We start from the raw sequence: 16,804 nt of genomic DNA, 5'->3' as shown, positions 1-16,804 counted from the left end.
AAACGGGGGTTGCGCGCCCCGGCCGGACTTCTCCACCTTCCACCCCCCACCCGGCCGGGGCGGCGCGGCGACGCGAAGGGCCTGGGCCCTGTCCGGTGATCGTCCGGACAGGGCCCAGGCCCTTTCTCACACCGCCTACTCGGCGGGCGTCACCGGCGCCAGCGTCCCGCTGCGGGCCGCCTCGGCGTACCAGTGGGCGCTGGACTTCGGGGTGCGGACCTGGGTCGTGTAGTCGACGTAGACCGCGCCGAAGCGCTTCTCGTAGCCGTAGGCCCACTCGAAGTTGTCCAGCAGGGACCACAGGTAGTAGCCGCGGACGTCCGCCCCGTCGGCGATCGCGCGGTGCACGGCGGACAGGTGCCCGTGCAGGTAGGCGATGCGCTCGGGGTCGTGGACACGGCCCTCCGGGTCCGGCTTGTCGTCGTAGGCCGCGCCGTTCTCCGTGATGTACAGCGGCAGGCCGGGGGCCTCACGGGTGTAGCGCATGATCAGCTCGTGCAGCCCCGTCGGGTCGATCGTCCAGCCCATCTCCGTACGGTCGCCCGGCGTCTGGTGGAACATGACGTCGTCCGCGCCCGGCCAGGGGGAGTGCGCGCTGGAGCCGTGGCCGTCCGCGCGCGGACCGTCCGCGGTCGCGGCGGCGGCCGAGACCAGCGTCGGCGTGTAGTAGTTGAGGCCGAGGGCGTCCAACGGCTGGTGGATCAGAACGAGATCGCCGTCCTGGACGTACGACCAGTCGGTGATCGACCGGGTCGCGGCGAACAGGGTCTGGGGGTAGGCGCCGTGCAGCATCGGGCCGTGGAAGACGCCGTTGGCCAGGTCGTCGATCCGCTGGGCCGCGTCCAGGTCCGCCGGGTCCTGCGAAACCGGCCGCACCGGGCAGGAGTTGAGGCTCACCGCGACCGAGTTGCGGGAGGGCATCACGGAGCGGAGCGCCGACGTGCCGAGCCCGTGCGCCAGGTTCAGATGGTGCGCCGCGCGCAGCGCCGCCGCCGGGTCCGTGCGGCCGGGGGCGTGCACCCCCGAGCCGTAGCCCAGGAAGGCGCTGCACCAGGGCTCGTTCAGCGTGATCCACTGCTCGACGCGGTCACCCAGCGCCTCGCCCACGATCTGCGCGTACTCGGCGAAACGCAGCGCGGTCTCCCGCTCGGGCCAGCCGCCCGTGTCCTCCAGCTCCTGCGGCAGGTCCCAGTGGTAGAGGGTGACGGCCGGCTTGATGCCCTTCGACAGCAGCTCGTCGACCAGACGCCGGTAGAAGTCCAGGCCGCGCTGGACGGCGGGGCCCCGGCCGGTGGGCTGCACCCGCGACCAGGAGACGGAGAAGCGGTACGCGCCGAGGCCGAGGTCCGCCATCAGGGCCACGTCGTCGCGGTAGCGGTGATAGTGGTCGACAGCGATGTCACCGTGCTCGCCGCCGGCCGTCTTGCCCGGTGTATGGCTGAAGGTGTCCCAGATGGACGGCGTTCGGCCGTCCTCCTGCACCGCGCCCTCGATCTGGTAGGCGGAGGTCGCCGCACCCCAGAGGAAGGCCGGAGGGAAACTCACGGGTGTTGCGGACTCAGGCATGGAAGCGCTCCCAAGGGGGTCGTGAAGACCGACAGGTTGGAGGTGGTCACGTGAAGAGGCGGCACTGAGGGGCCGAGGCGGCGCCGACCCGGCCCCCGAGGGGGCGGTCAGCCCTTGATCGCGCCCTGCATGATCCCGCCCACGATCTGCTTGCCGAACAGGAGGAAGGCGATGAGCAGCGGCAGGGTGCCGAGCAGCGCGCCCGCCATGATGACGGCCTGGTCGGGGATGTAGCCGGTGCCCAGCGAGTTGAGCGCGACCTGCACGGTCGGCTCCTGCTGGTTCAGGGCGATGATCGGCCACAGGAAGTCGTTCCAGGCCATCACGAACGTCAGCAGGCCGAGCACGGCCATCGCCGGCCGCGCCGCCGGGAAGACGACGTGCCAGACCACGCGCAGACTGTTCGCGCCGTCCACCCGTGCCGCCTCGATCAGCTCGGAGGGCAGTGCCTGCACCAGGTACTGGCGCATGAAGAAGGTGCCGAAGGCGCTCACCAGGGTGGGCAGGATGACCGTCTGGAGCTGGTTGGACCACCCCAGGTCGCTCATCCACAGATACAGCGGTACGACGGCCAGCTGCGGCGGGATCATCATCGTGCCGATGGTGAGCAGCAGCAGGAGTCCGGAGAACCTGAACCGCAGCTTGGCGAAGGCGAAGCCGGCGAGCGTGGAGAACACGACCGTGCCGAGGGTGATGGTCCCGGCGACGATCGTGGAGTTGACCATCGCTGTGCCGAGCCCGGCCTGCTCCCAGGCGGCCTGGAGGTTCGAGAACAGGTTCCCGCCGAACCACAGCGGCGGCGGCGACTGCGCCAGCCGCGTGTTGTTGCGGGAGGCGGCGATGGCCGTCCAGACCAGCGGAGCGAGCGAGACCAGCGCGAAGACGATCAGGACGACATAGGTGACCGGACCCGCGTGCAGCTGCTTGCCCGCGCCGAGCACCCGGCGGCGTCCGGGCTCGCGCTTGTCCGGGACCGGCTTCGCGTCCTTCGGCGTGACAGTCAGTTCAGTCGTGGTCATTGGGTTTTCCTCAGCCGTCGGGTGATCAGCAGGTTGATCGCGGCGATGATCAGCAGGATGAGGAACATCGTCCATGCGATCGCCGAGGCCTTGCCGAGGTTGCCGATGCCCCAGCCCTGGTCGTACATGTAGAGGCCGAGCGTCTGGTACTGGTGCGCGGAGCCGCCCTTGGAGCCGCTGACGCCGCCGAACAGGAGCGGTTCACCGAACAGCTGGGTCGCCCCGATCGTGGACACGACCACCGTGAACAGGATCGTCGGCCGCAGCATGGGGATCGTCACGTGGCGGAACTGCTGCCAGCGGCCGGCACCGTCGAGCGCGGCCGACTCGTACAGGTCCGTGGGGATCGCCTGCATCGCGGCGAGGTAGATCAGCGCGTTGTAGCCGGTCCACCGCCAGATCACGATCGAGGAGACGGCGAACTGGGAACCCCAGTCCGACTCGCGCCAGTTGATCGGATGGACCCCGACGAAGTGCAGCAGCCAGTTGACCATGCCGCCGTCCCACGAGTACAGCAGCGTGAAGACCAGCGTCGCCGCGGCCACCGAGGTGGCGTACGGGGTGAGCATCACGACCCGCCACACGGTCGAGCCGCGCAGCCGGTAGTTGAGCAGGTGGGCGATGCCGAGGGCCATGAGCAGCTGCGGGACCGTGGAGATGACGCCGATGCTGAACGTGTTCTCCAGGGCGTTCCAGAAGAACTCCGAGGACAGCAGATTCTTGTAGTTGTCCAGACCCGCCCAGGTCTGGTGGTCGAGCCCGGACAGCTGCACATTGTGCAGCGAGTACCACGCCGTGTAGAGCAGCGGTACGAGTCCGAAGGCTCCGAAGATGATGAAGAAGGGGGCGATGAATGCGTACGGGGACGCCTTCATGTCCCAGCGGTACAGCCGGCTGCGCCAGGAACCCGGGTCCTGCGGCGGCGTACCGCGTCCCTGAGCGCCCCGGGCCGCGCCCGGCTGTGAGCCGGGCGCGGCGTCGGCGCTCGTCGCGGGATGCGCGAGAGCCTGCTTGGGGCTGGTCACTGGCCGAGCACGTCCTTGATCTCAGCCTTTGCCGCGTTCCAGCCCTGGTCGGGGGTCTTGCCCTTCTGCTCGACCTGGAGGATGCCGACGTCCGTGATCGCGGTGCCGATCGGCTGGTCCTTGGTCCCGAAGTACTGGACCGGGATGGTCTTCGCCGAGTCGCCGAAGATCTGCGTGATCGGCGCGTCGGAGAAGTAGGCCGTGGTGTCGGCGGCCGGCTTCAGGTTCGCGTACGCCGCCGGGGTCGACGGGAAGCTCGCCTGCTTGGCGAAGACCTTCGCCTGCTGCTCGGGCGCGGTCAGCCACTTGGCCAGCGCGACGGCTTCCTTCTGGTGCTTGCCCGCCACCGGGACACCGATGAACGAACCGCCCCAGTTGGCCGCGGTCGGCGCGGCCGCCACGTCCCACTTGCCCTTGCCCGAGTCACCGGACTTCTGCTCGATGTAGCCGATCATCCACGCGGGGCAGGCCACGGTCGCGAACGAGCCCTTGGCGAAGCCCTGGTCCCACGTCGGGTCGAACTGCTTGAGCTTCGCCGACATGTTGCTGGTCGCCACGGCCATCGCGGCGTTCCAGGACTTCTTCACGCCCGTGGACTTGTCCCAGATGACGTTGCCGTCCTTGTCGTAGTACCGCTCGCTCTCGCCGCCGAGGGCCGCGTTGTACACCGAGGAGGCGGAGTCCACGAACTTGGTGCCGCTGGGCGCCTTCTTCATGTAGTCCTTGCCGACGGCGACGTACTTGGACCAGTCGCCCTTCCACTGCTCGGCGAGCTTGGTGCGGTCCGTCTCCAGACCGGCCTTCGCGAACAGGTCCTTGCGGTAACAGATCGCCATCGGGCCGATGTCGGTGCCGAGCCCGATCGTCTTGCCGTCCTTGGTGGTGGCCTGGGCGGTCTTCCAGGGCAGCCACTGCGACTTGTCGACGTCCTTGCCGAGGTCGACGAACTTGTCGGCCTGGGTCTGGACGGCCTCGGTGATGTTGCCGACCTCGATCGCCTGGATGTCGTCGGTGCCGGAGCCGGCCTGGAGCCGGGTGAGCGTCTTGGGCCAGTAGACGTCGGTACGAGTGGTGACGTTCTCCTTGATCGAGATGTTCGGGTGCAGCTTCATGTACTCGTCGTAGAGACCGGCTTCCTTGTAGCCGAACACCCCGAACGTGCCGATGGTCAGCTGCGTCTTGCCGCCGCCTCCGCCGTTCGAGTCCGACGAGCCGTCGTTCGAGTCCTTGGAGCAGCCGGCCAGCAGCCCTGCGGTCATCGCCGCGACAGCCGCTATGGCCGCCATTCTGCGGGACCGGCGGGTACTCGTACGCATTGCGTCCTCCTGTTGCCTGACGTGCCGACCCCCCGGCCAACTGCATTGGTGGCGCCCGTTGTTTCTCGCTGCGGCTCGGGCGGGGAACGTGCGGGTTGTGTATGTGTCAGGTACTGTGGGAGCGCTCCCACCAGTGATGTGTTGAAGAGTCGCTGGTTCGGGCGGGGGTGTCAAGGGTGGGAGAGCGGAGAGATGCCTTCAGTTATCGGCCTGTTAGCTGAAGATGTCATTCCGCCACATGGCCGGAAGCGTCTCACGGCCCGCCGGGCGCCCCAAGGTGCGCGTCCGGCACGGTGACGGCTCCTGGGCTGCGGCCCAGCGACGCGAGTCTCGCCGGACGAGGCTGTTAGATTCCAGGCCAACTTGGTTTCAACGGGAGGCGGAGGCCATGGCAGTCCACGGAGCGCGGGGCCGCAGCGGTGGGCGGCCGACCCTCGAAGAGGTGGCCGCGCGCGCGGGAGTGGGCCGTGGCACGGTCTCCCGGGTGATCAACGGTTCCCCGAGGGTCAGCGACACGACCCGGGCCGCGGTCGAGGCGGCGGTCGCGGAACTCGGCTACGTCCCGAACACGGCGGCCCGCGCGCTCGCGGCCAACCGCACGGACGCCATCGCCCTGGTCGTCCCCGAACCGGAGACCCGCTTCTTCGCGGAACCGTACTTCTCGGACATGCTGCGCGGTGTCGGGGCCGAACTCTCCGAGACCGAGATGCAGTTGCTGCTGATATTCGCGGGCAGCGACCGGGAGCGGCAGCGCCTGGCCCAGTATCTGGCGGCTCACCGCGTGGACGGGGTCCTGCTGGTCTCGGTGCACGCCGACGACCCGCTCCCCGATCTGCTCTCCCAGCTGGAGATCCCGGCCGTGATCAGCGGCCGCCGCTCGGCCGAGGAGACGCTTCCCTCGGTGGACTCGGACAACTACGGCGGCGGGCGCGCCGCCGTGGAACACCTCGTCTCCCGGGGACGCGCCAGAATCGGCCACCTCGCCGGCCGGATGGACGTCTACGGCGCCCAGCGGCGCGTCGACGGCTACCGCCAGGGCCTGCGGGACGCGGGCCGCGAGGTGGACGAACGCCTGATCGTCCCCGGCGACTTCACCGAGGAGGGAGGGCGGCGGGCGATGACCCTGCTCCTTGAGCGCTTCCCGGACCTCGACGCGGTGTTCGCCGGTTCCGACGTCATGGCGGCGGGTGCCCGTCAGGTGCTGCGCGAGCGCGGCCGGCGCATCCCGGACGACGTGGCACTCATCGGCTACGACGACTCCGCCATAGCCCGTCACATGGACCCGCCCCTGACCAGCGTCCGCCAGCCCATCGTGGAGATGGGCCGGGCCATGATCGACCTGCTCCTCGGCGAGATCGCGGACCGCCGCCCCGCGGCCTCCCGTGGCCTGGAGAAGCGCCAGCTGGTGCTGCCCGCGGAACTGGTGGTGCGGGCCTCGTCCTGAGGCCGGCACCCACCGCGGAGCGGCCGTCGACGTCCGGGGGCGGCCTCGCGGGGGCCGGGTCGGGTCACGTCACGGTCGTGTCGTCAGTTCCCAGCGGATCTCGTCGTCCTGGAGCTCGTCGGTCGCGGTGAGTCCCGCCGCCGCGGCGACGGCGGCCGACGCGTGGTGGGCGGGGTGCACATGGGCCACGACGGCGCGGACCCGGAACTCCTCGATCACCCGCGCCACGAGCCACCTCGCGGCCTCCGTCGCGTACCCCCGCCCCTGCCAGGGCGTGCCCACGACCCAGGCGACCTCCGCGGTCCCGGCCGAGACGGTCGCCTGGACCGTCCCCACCAGTGCTCCCGTCGTACGCTCCCGCAGGACCCAGTTGCACCACAGGACGGCGGGATCGGGCGAGCCCGCGGCCAGGCGTCCGTACCGGGCGCGCAGTGACTCCGGGGTGTCCGGCTCTCCGCCGATGAACGTGTGCAGCGCCGGATCCGAGAGGACCGCGGCCATCTCCTCGGCGTGCCCGACGTTCAGCGGGAGGAGTTCGAGCCGGGTCGTGACGGAAGGTTCGATGGCGTGGGACACGAGGGGGAGCGTACGGGCCGCAGGGCCCGGGAACGCAATCAGCCGGTGACCTGTTCACCAGGTCACCGGCTGATCACTCAGGGTGAGTGACGGGACTTGAACCCGCGGCCACCTGGACCACAACCAGGTGCTCTACCAACTGAGCTACACCCACCATGTCCGGTCTTCGGGACTTCCCTGACCGGCCGAGAAAAAGTGTACAGGGTTCGGAGGGGTGCTCGCGCACACCTTTTTCCGGGGCCCAGCAGGGCCCCGTCAAAGGCCTATTCGACGGGCAGGACGTGCTTGGCCGCGATGGTGCGGGCCGTGTCCGAGTCGGGGCCGGGCTGCGGGACGAAGATCGCCTCGCGGTAGTAGCGGAGCTCGGCGATGGACTCGCGGATGTCGGCCAGCGCGCGGTGGTTGCCGTTCTTCTCCGGACTGTTGAAGTACGCCCGGGGATACCAGCGGCGGGCCAGCTCCTTCACGGAGGAGACATCCACGATCCGGTAGTGGAGGTAGCCCTCCAGCGTCGACATGTCGCGCAGCAGGAAGCCGCGGTCCGTGCCGACGGAGTTCCCGCAGAGCGGGGCCTTGCCCGGCTCCTTGACGTGCTCACGTACATAGGAGAGGACCTGCTCCTCGGCGTCCGCCAGGGTGGTACCCCCGGCGAGCTCCTCCAGCAGGCCGGAGGCCGTGTGCATCCGGCGCACCACGTCCGGCATCGTCTCCAGGGCGGCGTCCGGCGGGCGGATCACGATGTCCACCCCTTCGCCGAGCACGTTCAGCTCAGAGTCGGTGACCAGCGCGGCCACTTCGATGAGCGCGTCATCCGACAGCGAGAGTCCGGTCATCTCGCAGTCGATCCACACCATGCGATCGTTCATGTGTCTCACCCTACGGCCCGCCCCCTCCGGCGGACCCGCCCGTGCGCCCCGCCGGGGCGGCGGATCGCGCCGGGAGCGGGCCCGCATGCGAAGAGGCCCGCACCCGAAGGTGCGGGCCCCGCGTTCTTCCGCCGCCCGACTACGGCGCGCTGCGCTGTCCGGGCAGGCTCGGCCTGCCCGCGGCGTACAGCTCCGCCCGTTCCCGCATCGCCTCCGCGGAGAGCGACGCCGCCGCGCCCAGGGCGCCGGCCGCCGCGGTGCGCCGGGTCTGCATCGGGACCGGGCCCGAGTGCTCCTGGTGCAGGGACGGCGGCGGTCCGAGCGGGCCCGACGGGCCGTCCGGATCCGGAGACCGGTCGGTCTGCGGCCTGCGGGCGCGGTACGCCGCCCGGTAGGCGGCCGGGGACGAGCCCAGCTGCCGCCGGAAGTGGCCCCGCAGCGCGACCGGGGAACGGAAGCCGCAGCGGCCCGCGACCTCGTCCACCGAGTAGTCGGACGTCTCCAGGAGACGCTGTGCCTGAAGCACACGCTGAGTGATCAGCCACTGGAGCGGAGCGCTTCCGGTCAGCGAGCGGAACCGGCGGTCGAAGGTGCGGCGGCTCATGTAGGCGCGAGCCGCCAGCGTCTCGACGTCGAACTGCTCGTGGAGATGCTCCAGCGCCCAGGCGACGACCTCCGCGAGGGGGTCGGCGCCGATCTCCTCCGGCAGCGACCGGTCGAGATAGCGCTCCTGGCCTCCGCTGCGCCGCGGCGGGACCACCAGACGCCGGGCGAGCGCGCCGGCCGCCTCGTTCCCGTGGTCCGTCCGCACGATGTGCAGACAGAGATCGATTCCGGCCGCCGTACCCGCCGATGTCAGGACGTCGCCGTCGTCCACGAAGAGCTCGCGCGGGTCGACGTGCACCGACGGATAGCGCTTGGCCAGCGTCGGGGCGTACATCCAGTGGGTGGTCGCCGGACGGCCGTCCAGTAAGCCGGCCGCGGCGAGCACGAAGGCGCCGGTGCACAGCCCGACTATGCGGGCGCCTTCCTCATGGGCACGGCGCAGTGCGTCGAGTGCCTCCTCCGGTGGTGGCGAGGTGATCGACCGCCAGGCGGGCACGACGACCGTGCCGGCCCTGGAGATCGCTTCCAGGCCATGTGGTGCTGTGAGTTCCAGGCCCCCTGTGGTCCGCAGCGGGCCTTCCTCGCCGGCACACACCAATAAGGCGGTAGCGCGGCACGCCGGCGTCCTGGCGGTCAATCCCGAACACCGACAGCGGTATGGAACTCTCGAAAATGGGGCCGCCGCTGAACAGCAGCACCGCGACGATCTCCTTGCGGCGTCGCCCGGACAGCTTCCGGGCCGCGGTTTCCGGCGCGGCAGTGGAGTCGTGGCTCATCCTGCTAAGCCCCCCTCGGTGGTCGCGGCTCCTCGGTCGTGTCGCTCCTGCACGTTTCCCCTCGGTCCTGCACGAGTTCCCCCGCCGTAAGACAAGATCGAATCTACTGTGTCCCGTGGCGCCAAGGTGACCAGTTCGGTACTCCGCAGAATGTCGACATGGCAACTTGGCGTGAAGCATTCGATCACGAAGCGTTGCACTCGTGGGCGCCGCAGGGAAGTGCGCCTTGTGGCAGTGGCCAATCCACGTAGGGTGCGTGCGCCCGCCGTACCCCTTTAGGTGCAGGTCGAACGGGGGTTGGGGGGTCGTTCGAGCAAGGGATGCGCCACTACCGGAAGTTGGCTGAAAAGAAGCGTAGGTGTACGCGCAAACCGGTCAGTCGACCCGCTTGTTCCCCGCACTGTGACGTGCGCCTCGGTGAACTCCCGTGCCGCTCGCGCCCCATGGGCCGACCCGCGGCTCCGCTCCGCTCGCGCGTCCCGCCGCCCGGGCGTTTCCCGTGTTCCCCGGGCCGGTCCTGCCATGCCGTCCGCGCCGCTGCGGAGCGTGCCGCCGCGCGGGCGGACGCGCCGTGTCCCGCCGCTCACCGGCCAGGAACGCCGCCCCGCGCTCGCACCGCCGCAACAGGATCACGCAGACCCCGGTCAGGGCCGCGAGCCCGAGGGCCGTACCGGCCGCGCCGGCGAGCGAATCGCCGTACCAGAGGAGGACCGCCGGGACCAGGACGCAGCTGAAGGCCGCCCAGCGGATGACATCGGTCACCGTGTCCACCGCGGGAGGCGCCGGGGCGCGTGAGGCGGAGCGTGTTCCCGATCGCGATCCGGAGCGTGGCCCCGGGAGCGTGGGGGAGGGCGCGGCGGGCCGGGAGGAGGGAGCGCGGCGAGCCGGTGGGACGGAGGGGGCGGAGGGTACGGAGGACCCGGGGGCGGTGTCGGGTCCGGACACGTGCGGCTCCCTGATGCTCCGGTGTTCTCCGTGCGCTCCACGGCGCGTGTTCTCCTCGGCGTGCCCTCGGCGTGGCGGCCGTCACCGGTTCAACGCGCGTTCGACCCGCCGGTCACTGCCCGGCCGGTGGGGCGCCCGCCCGAACGGGGGCCGCGTGATCCCGTCGGGCGGCGGAACGCCCCGTTCCCGGGGTCCGCTGCAAATTCACGCGGAGCCTTGCGCAAACCGCCTGTACGGGGCAGCAACCATTGCGTTACGGGCACCCTCTCGTGCATGCTCCCTGGAATGCCGCGTAAGGCGCGCGGGATCTGGGCAGAGGAGGCGTGCCGCCGTACCCTTGGGGGTATGGGGTTGGGAAGATGTTTCCCAGACACAGCTCTGCCGTTCGTTGTCGTCCCCACCACGAGGATCCAAACGCCGAGACACCCATGGCCGGTCACGAATTCTTCGATCCCGCGGACCGCAAGCGCCCGCTCGCCGATCCCACGGCGGCCGAGCCCCTGGCGGCGGAAGAACCCCGCCAGTCCTGCGATCCCGCTTTCAAGCACGGCGTCGTCGTCGGTTTCGACGGCTCGACGTCCAGCGAGCGCGCTCTCGCCTACGCGATCGGCATGGCCCACCGCTCGGGCTCCGGCCTGATCATCGTGCATGTGGCCAACCGGCTGCCCACCACGGTGTGGGCGGGCTGCGAGCCGCCCGTCTTCGTGGACGTCCCCGACCACCGCACCGAGGTGCTGGGCCTTGAACTCGCCTGCGCCGAGTACCTCTCCGAGGTGCCCTGGATCCTTGTCGAGCGCGGCGGTGACATCTGCCACGAACTCGAGGAAGTGGGCCGGGAGTACGAGGCGGACGCGATAGTCGTGGGCTCCACGCACGGCATCGTCGGGCGCATCTTCGGCTCGGTCGCCGGGCGGCTCGCCAAGCGCGCCAAGCGCCCCGTCATCGTCATCCCCTGACGCCCCGTCCGTCCCGGTCGCCCCTGCCGGCACGGTCCGTGCGGTGCGTGAACCTACTGGCGCGTAGAGGTGTTTGTGCCTTTGTGAAGGGCATATATCCGGTCGCCGGTCCTACGCGGCGACCGGTACGGCGCAGCACAACTGCACAGGCATGAAGGGAGCCCGCCGTGGACAACGACGTCTCTGCGGGAAGCACCACCACGATCGTGGGAAGACTCGCGCTGGGTGTGACCCTGCTGGCTTTCGGCCTCGGGTACACCGGCCTGATCGACGGGGTGACGGCGGCCGATGCCGTGTCACTGGCCCATTACGTAGGCGGAGTAGCGCTCTTCGTCGCCGGTCTGGTCGCCTTCCGCGACCGTGACACGGCAAGCGGCACCGCCTTCACCGGACTCGGCGCCCTCTGGTTCACCTGGGCCGTCTCGGCCGGGAGCCAGGTCTCCGACAACGCGGCGGGACTCTTCCTGCTGCTCTTCGCGCTCGTCGTGCTCTCGCTCGCTCTCGCGGGCGGGGACACCCTCGGCCAAGCCACTTACGGCCTGTTCTTCGTCTCCCTGCTGCTTCTCGCCGTCGGCCGCTTCGCGGACAGCGGCGGCCTGGGCAAGGCCGGCGGCTGGTTCGGCGTCGCGGCCGGCGCCGTCGCCTGGTACGCGGCGACCGCGGCCCTCGCCCACTGGCCCACCGCACTTCCGCGACGCGCCGCCGGCCGGGGGGTGACGGCCACCGGCTGACCCCGGCGCCGGGCCGGAGCATTGGGCGACTCCGGCCCCTCGAAGAACGATCCCCGTGCGCGGGTGGTGCGCACGGGGACCGTTCATGTCCGGCCGCCGGCAAGGGACTTGCGCGACGCGGGGACGGGCGGGCGGACCACCGGCCCGTGGTCCGCCCGGTGGTGACTACTCGACGGTGACCGACTTGGCGAGGTTGCGCGGCTTGTCGATGTCCCGGCCGAGCGCCAGCGCCGTGTGGTAGGCGAGGAGCTGGAGCGGGATGCCCATCAGGATCGGGTCGAGCTCGTCCTCGTTCTTCGGGACGAGGATCGTCTGGTCGGCCTTCTCCTGGTGCCGGTGCGCGACGGCGAGGATCTGGCCACTGCGGGCCTTGATCTCCTCCAGGGCGGCGCGGTTCTTCTCCAGCAGGTCGTCGTCGGGGACGATCGCGACCGTGGGGAGCGCCGGCTCGATGAGCGCCAGCGGACCGTGCTTGAGCTCGGAGGCCGGGTACGCCTCGGCGTGGATGTACGAGACCTCCTTGAGCTTCAGCGAGGCCTCACGGGCCACCGGGTAGCCCCGGACGCGGCCGATGAAGAGCATCGAGCGGGCCTCGGCGTACTGCTCGGCCAGCTTCTTGATCTCGTCCTCCTGCTCCAGGATCTCGGCGATCTGGGCGGGGAGCCTGCGCAGGCCCTCGATGATCCGCTTGCCGTCGCGCACCGAGAGGTCGCGGGTGCGGCCGAGGTGCAGGGCGAGCAGCGCGAAGGCGACGGTGGTGTTGGTGAAGCACTTCGTGGAGACGACACAGACCTCGGGGCCCGCGTGCACGTACATGCCGCCGTCCGCCTCGCGGGCGATCGCGGAGCCGACGACGTTGACCACGCCGAGCACCCGCGCGCCCTTGCGCTTGAGCTCCTGCACGGCGGCCAGCACGTCGTACGTCTCACCGGACTGGGAGACCGCGATGTACAGGGTGTCGGGGTCGACGACCGCGTTGCGGTAGCGGAACTCGGAGGCCGGCTCGGCGTCCGCGGGGATGCGGGCCAGCTCCTCGATCATCTGGGCGCCGATCATGCCCGCGTGGTACGAGGTGCCGCAGCCGAGGATCTTCACGCGGCGCACGGCGCGCGCGTCACGGGCGTCCAGGTTCAGACCGCCGAGGTGGACGGTCGAGAACCGGTCGTCGATCCGGCCGCGCAGCACCCGGTCCACGGCCTCGACCTGCTCGTGGATCTCCTTGTGCATGTACGTGTCGTGGCCGCCCATGTCGTACGAGGCGGCCTCCCACTCGACGGTGGTCGGCTCGGACGTCGTCCGGGTGCCCTCGGTGGTGTACGTCCGGAAGTCGTCGGCCTTGAGCGTGGCCATCTCGCCGTCGTCCAGCGTGACTATCTGGCGGGTGTGGGTGACCAGCGCGGCGATGTCCGAGGCGACGAACATCTCCTTCTCGCCGATGCCGAGCACGACGGGGGAGCCGTTGCGGGCCACCACGATGCGGTCGGGGAAGTCGGCGTGCATCACCGCGATGCCGTAGGTGCCCTCTATGACCCGCACCGCCTCGCGGACCTTGTCCTCCAGCTTCTCCTGCTGGGAGCGGGCGACCAGGTGGGTGAGCACCTCGGTGTCGGTCTCGGAGAGGAACTCGACGCCGTCGGCCTCAAGCTTCTTGCGCAGGTCGGAGGCGTTGTCGATGATGCCGTTGTGGACGACCGCGACCTTGTTGTCGGCCGACATGTGGGGGTGCGCGTTCACGTCGGAGGGGGCGCCGTGCGTGGCCCAGCGGGTGTGGGCGATGCCGGTGGTGCCGGCGAAACGCTTGGGGACCTTCGCCTCCAGGTCGCGCACGCGGCCCTTCGCCTTGACCATCTTCAGGCCGGCCGACTTGGGCGAGGTCACGACTATGCCCGCCGAGTCGTAGCCGCGGTACTCCAGGCGCTGAAGGCCTTCGAGGAGCAGCGGGGTCACATCACGCCTGCCGATGTATCCGACGATTCCACACATACAGGTGATTTCCCTCAGCCGTAAACGATGCGGCGCAGCTGCCTGAGCGTGAACTCCGGCGGCGCGACCGCGCGATATTTCAGGTCCGCCTCGATCCGCTCGAAGATCGACGCGTTCACCAGGCCCTGGGCCTGGAGCTCGCGGTGGCGGCGGCGGACGAACTCCTGGGCGGTCTCGTCGAAGTAGGCGAGAACGTCCTGGACCACCCGCAGTGCCTCGCCCTTGTTCAGAGGGGTCGACCGCGTCAAATGATCAACGAGTTCGTCGTGCACCCGTTGATCCTGGAGCACGCCAAGACGTTTCGCAAGAATCCTGCCCGATATCGGGCAAGGGGGTGTTGAAACTCTTATGGGCCGCTGTTTACAAGTTGTCCATGCGGCGTCTTGCGTCTCGTCGATTGCCGAGGGCAACTTTTGGGTCCATGGACACTCCACGCATGGGCGTACCCGAGCAGCTCGCCGAGAAGATGACCATGGCCGAGCAGCATGAGTACCTGCGCGCCAGATTCTCGCGGCGCAACATGATCAGAGGCGGCGCCGTGACCATCGGCGCCGTCGCGGGCGGGGCCTTCGTGCCCGGCGTCGCACAGGCCGCCGCCCCGGCACAGCGGACGGCCGCCCCGGCCTCCGCGCAGAAGGTCGAGGGCGCGCTCGTCGCCCCCTTCGGCCGCCACCTCGCCTTCGGCAACGACCCGCGCACCGAGATGACCGTCTCCTGGCAGGTGCCGACCGCGGTCAGCAAGCCCTACATCCGCATCGGCGCCCACCCCTGGGACCTCTCGCGCAAGATCGAGGCCGAGGTACGCACCCTCTACACCCCGGCGGGCGTGGGCGCGAGCGGCGACCACACCCAGTACTACCTGCACGCCAAGCTCACCCACCTGCGCCCCGGCAAGACCTACTACTACGGCGTCGGCCACGCCGGCTTCGACCCGGCCGAGCCCCGCCTCCTCGGCACGCTCGGCACCTTCACCACCGCGCCCGCGCACGCCGAGCCCTTCACCTTCACCGCCTTCGGCGACGAGGGCGTCGGCTACCACGGCCTCGCCAACGACGCCCTGCTGCTCGCCCAGAACCCGTCCTTCCACCTGCACGCGGGCGACATCGCGTACGCGGACCCGGCGGGCCAGGGCAAGACCGCCGACACCGGCTTCGACTCGCGCATCTGGGACCAGTTCCTCGCCCAGACCGAGACGGTCGCCAAGCAGGTGCCGTGGATGCCGGCGTACGGCAACCACGACATGGAGGCCTGGTACTCGCCCAACGGCTACGGCGGCGAGGAGGCCCGCTGGACGCTTCCGGACAACGGCCCCGACAAGGCCAACCTGCCCGGCGTCTACTCCTTCGTCCACGGCAACACGGCGATCATCTCGCTGGACGCCAACGACATCTCCTTCGAGATCCCGGCCAACCTCGGCATCTCCGGCGGCACCCAGACCAAGTGGCTGGAGGCCCAGCTCAAGAAGTACCGCGCCTCGAAGGACATCGACTTCGTCGTGATCTTCTTCCACCACTGCGCGTACTGCACCTCCACGGCGCACGCCTCGGAGGGGGGCGTGCGACAGGAGTGGGTGCCGCTGTTCGAGAAGTACAGCGTCGACCTGGTGATCAACGGCCACAACCACCAGTACGAGCGCACGGACGTCATCAAGGCGAACGCGGTCACCAAGAAGCTGCCGATCGGCGGCACGGCGTACACGGAGACCGAGGGGGTCGTGTACGTGACGGCGGGCGCCGCCGGCCGCAGCCTCTACGCGTTCACGGCTCCGGAGTCCTACGAGGGCAAGGAGAACGAGGTCGAGTCCGTCGCCTCCTTCGTCAACCTCAAGGACGGCAAGCAGAACGAGACCGTCACCTGGTCGCGCGTGCGCTACCTGAACTACTCGTTCCTGCGCGTCGACGTCCAGCCCGCCCCGAAGGGACGCCTGGCCACCCTGACGGTCCGCGGCATCGCCGAGACCGGCGCCGAGGTCGACCGCTTCACGATCGCGCGCCGGGCCAAGTAACCCCGCCAGGCCCTAAAGGCGTTTGAGGACCGCCTGCTTGGCCAGGGTGAACTCCTCGTCCGTCAGGACGCCCTCCTTGTGCAGCTCGCCCAGTTCGCGCAGCCTGCGCAGGAGGGCGTCGTGGTCGGCCTCGGGACCCGGCGCGGGGGCAGCCGTCTCCAGGGCCGGCACCTCGTCGGGCCGGACCCCGCCGGGCGCGGCCGGATGCGGCAGCCTCGCCTGCACGGCCGCCGCGACCAGCGCCATCAGCGGGTCCCTCTTGAAGCCCCACAGCTCCACGGAGTTGGGGTCGTACTTCGGCGGCGCCTGGGTGTCGCCGCCACGCACGGTGAACCGGAGGCAGCCGTTCTCCAGCCCGGCCGCGGGCCGCCACTCGACGGCCGTGATGTCGCCGAGAGCGAGGGTCCTGGCACCCGACGCCGACTTCGCGTCCTCCGTCTTCCAGTTCCACTCCAGACGTACGCGATCGCCGTCGAAGCTCGCCGTGCCGTCCCCCGCGGACGCGGACAGCGGCACCGCCGGGCCCGGCAGCAGATAGCCGTCCACCGGACCGGACGGGACCTCGTCCAGGAGCAGCGCGCCCCGGACCTCGTCCACGAAGTACTCGGCGACGCCGAGCCGGTCGGCCTCCACCGTGAGCTGGTACGGGTCGTTCGGCTCCGCGAGCTTTCCGCCGGTCGCCTGGAGCAGCGGGTCGGCGCCGTCGCGCAGCCGCAGTCTGAGCCGCCCGGCCTTCCTGCCCTGTTCCAGCGAGACACCCGCCAACGCGCCCAGTGGCACGCTGAGTTCACCCAGGGTCCGGCGCAGCAGGCTGACGTTCTTGTCCCGCCCGGGGGTCAGTCGCAGCGCGTCCCCGTCGAAGATCCACGTGCCGTCCCGCTGGATGATTTCCGCCATGGGGAGGATTGTTCCACCGCGTTTGCGGCAGAGTGGTCTCGACCAATCAGGCGCATCCGCCGGACCCGACCGCCGGACGCCCTGACCGGAAGG

General features: G+C 70.1%; 14 protein-coding genes, 1 tRNA gene and 1 pseudogene. 4 read left to right on the top strand and 12 right to left on the bottom strand.

All coding sequences use genetic code 11. The annotated features are described in order from the left end of the window. Positions 1-135 precede the first annotated feature (135 nt). The 4 genes from ACZ4AA_RS03490 to ACZ4AA_RS03475 all read right to left on the bottom strand — a co-directional run bounded on the left by ACZ4AA_RS03490 (position 136) and on the right by ACZ4AA_RS03475 (position 4,926). Positions 136-1,566, bottom strand: a complete 1,431-nt coding sequence (locus ACZ4AA_RS03490; RefSeq protein WP_467594496.1) for a GH1 family beta-glucosidase — start codon at positions 1,564-1,566, stop codon at positions 136-138. A gap of 107 nt (positions 1,567-1,673) precedes the next feature. After that, positions 1,674-2,585, bottom strand: coding sequence for a carbohydrate ABC transporter permease (locus ACZ4AA_RS03485; RefSeq protein WP_467594492.1), 912 nt, complete (start codon positions 2,583-2,585; stop codon positions 1,674-1,676). After that, positions 2,582-3,610: a carbohydrate ABC transporter permease gene (locus ACZ4AA_RS03480; RefSeq protein ID WP_467594489.1), complete on the bottom strand. Its 1,029-nt coding sequence runs from the start codon at positions 3,608-3,610 to the stop codon at positions 2,582-2,584. The genes ACZ4AA_RS03485 and ACZ4AA_RS03480 overlap by 4 nt, the downstream gene beginning before the upstream one ends. Further along, a complete protein-coding gene (locus ACZ4AA_RS03475) occupies positions 3,607-4,926 on the bottom strand; it encodes an ABC transporter substrate-binding protein (RefSeq protein WP_467594486.1) in 1,320 nt (439 codons plus the stop codon). The genes ACZ4AA_RS03480 and ACZ4AA_RS03475 overlap by 4 nt, the downstream gene beginning before the upstream one ends. A 388-nt stretch (positions 4,927-5,314) precedes the next feature. On the opposite strand from ACZ4AA_RS03475, the gene ACZ4AA_RS03470 reads away from it, so the two are divergent. Next, the gene (locus ACZ4AA_RS03470; RefSeq protein ID WP_467594483.1) at positions 5,315-6,370 is read left to right on the top strand and encodes a LacI family DNA-binding transcriptional regulator; all 1,056 of its coding nucleotides are present in this window, start codon (positions 5,315-5,317) and stop codon (positions 6,368-6,370) included. Between the two features lie 69 nt (positions 6,371-6,439). Here the strand turns inward: ACZ4AA_RS03470 and ACZ4AA_RS03465 are convergent, their stop codons facing one another. The 5 genes and pseudogenes from ACZ4AA_RS03465 to ACZ4AA_RS03445 form a co-directional block, all read right to left on the bottom strand. Next, positions 6,440-6,946, bottom strand: coding sequence for a GNAT family N-acetyltransferase (locus tag ACZ4AA_RS03465; RefSeq protein WP_467594480.1), 507 nt, complete (start codon positions 6,944-6,946; stop codon positions 6,440-6,442). Between the two features lie 81 nt (positions 6,947-7,027). Then, positions 7,028-7,100 (bottom strand) — tRNA-His (locus ACZ4AA_RS03460). A gap of 109 nt (positions 7,101-7,209) precedes the next feature. Further along, positions 7,210-7,812 (bottom strand): oligoribonuclease, encoded by a 603-nt coding sequence (gene orn, locus ACZ4AA_RS03455; protein ID WP_467594477.1) that lies wholly within the window; start codon positions 7,810-7,812, stop codon positions 7,210-7,212. Between the two features lie 139 nt (positions 7,813-7,951). Beyond that, positions 7,952-9,194: pseudogene (locus ACZ4AA_RS03450) on the bottom strand (helix-turn-helix domain-containing protein). A 375-nt stretch (positions 9,195-9,569) separates the two neighbouring features. Further along, the gene (locus tag ACZ4AA_RS03445; RefSeq protein WP_467594474.1) at positions 9,570-9,956 is read right to left on the bottom strand and encodes a hypothetical protein; all 387 of its coding nucleotides are present in this window, start codon (positions 9,954-9,956) and stop codon (positions 9,570-9,572) included. A 611-nt stretch (positions 9,957-10,567) separates the two neighbouring features. On the opposite strand from ACZ4AA_RS03445, the gene ACZ4AA_RS03440 reads away from it, so the two are divergent. Both ACZ4AA_RS03440 and ACZ4AA_RS03435 read left to right on the top strand, forming a co-directional pair. Beyond that, entirely contained in the window at positions 10,568-11,095 is a 528-nt protein-coding gene (locus tag ACZ4AA_RS03440) for a universal stress protein (RefSeq protein WP_261703579.1), read from the top strand. Between the two features lie 167 nt (positions 11,096-11,262). Continuing rightward, the gene (locus tag ACZ4AA_RS03435; RefSeq protein WP_467594468.1) at positions 11,263-11,826 is read left to right on the top strand and encodes a GPR1/FUN34/YaaH family transporter; all 564 of its coding nucleotides are present in this window, start codon (positions 11,263-11,265) and stop codon (positions 11,824-11,826) included. A 165-nt stretch (positions 11,827-11,991) separates the two neighbouring features. On the opposite strand, the gene glmS is transcribed toward ACZ4AA_RS03435, so the two are convergent. Both glmS and ACZ4AA_RS03425 read right to left on the bottom strand, forming a co-directional pair. Then, a complete protein-coding gene (gene glmS, locus ACZ4AA_RS03430; RefSeq protein WP_389401052.1) occupies positions 11,992-13,809 on the bottom strand; it encodes a glutamine--fructose-6-phosphate transaminase (isomerizing) in 1,818 nt (605 codons plus the stop codon). Positions 13,810-13,823: 14 nt separating this feature from the next. Further along, positions 13,824-14,081, bottom strand: a complete 258-nt coding sequence (locus ACZ4AA_RS03425; RefSeq protein ID WP_467595129.1) for a hypothetical protein — start codon at positions 14,079-14,081, stop codon at positions 13,824-13,826. Positions 14,082-14,245: 164 nt separating this feature from the next. Between ACZ4AA_RS03425 and ACZ4AA_RS03420 the strand changes: the two genes are divergently transcribed. Further along, positions 14,246-15,814, top strand: coding sequence for a purple acid phosphatase family protein (locus ACZ4AA_RS03420; RefSeq protein WP_467595125.1), 1,569 nt, complete (start codon positions 14,246-14,248; stop codon positions 15,812-15,814). Between the two features lie 12 nt (positions 15,815-15,826). Here ACZ4AA_RS03420 and ACZ4AA_RS03415 read toward each other — a convergent pair whose 3' ends face one another. After that, the gene (locus tag ACZ4AA_RS03415; RefSeq protein WP_467594464.1) at positions 15,827-16,711 is read right to left on the bottom strand and encodes a DUF4429 domain-containing protein; all 885 of its coding nucleotides are present in this window, start codon (positions 16,709-16,711) and stop codon (positions 15,827-15,829) included. Between the last annotated feature and the right edge of the window lie 93 nt (positions 16,712-16,804).

The sequence above is a fragment of the Streptomyces sp. NPDC024698 genome, from assembly GCF_055559015.1.
Note: the sequence above shows the minus strand (reverse complement) of the source record. Positions and strands in the feature narration are given on the sequence as shown.

Coding starts and splice junctions, on each gene's coding strand:
- ACZ4AA_RS03490 (WP_467594496.1), bottom strand. CDS start 1,566: ATGCCTGAGTCCGCAACACCCGTGAGTTTCCCTCCGGCCTTCCTCTGG.
- ACZ4AA_RS03485 (WP_467594492.1), bottom strand. CDS start 2,585: ATGACCACGACTGAACTGACTGTCACGCCGAAGGACGCGAAGCCGGTC.
- ACZ4AA_RS03475 (WP_467594486.1), bottom strand. CDS start 4,926: ATGCGTACGAGTACCCGCCGGTCCCGCAGAATGGCGGCCATAGCGGCT.
- ACZ4AA_RS03470 (WP_467594483.1), top strand. CDS start 5,315: ATGGCAGTCCACGGAGCGCGGGGCCGCAGCGGTGGGCGGCCGACCCTC.
- orn (WP_467594477.1), bottom strand. CDS start 7,812: ATGAACGATCGCATGGTGTGGATCGACTGCGAGATGACCGGACTCTCG.
- ACZ4AA_RS03440 (WP_261703579.1), top strand. CDS start 10,568: ATGGCCGGTCACGAATTCTTCGATCCCGCGGACCGCAAGCGCCCGCTC.
- glmS (WP_389401052.1), bottom strand. CDS start 13,809: ATGTGTGGAATCGTCGGATACATCGGCAGGCGTGATGTGACCCCGCTG.
- ACZ4AA_RS03420 (WP_467595125.1), top strand. CDS start 14,246: ATGGGCGTACCCGAGCAGCTCGCCGAGAAGATGACCATGGCCGAGCAG.
- ACZ4AA_RS03415 (WP_467594464.1), bottom strand. CDS start 16,711: ATGGCGGAAATCATCCAGCGGGACGGCACGTGGATCTTCGACGGGGAC.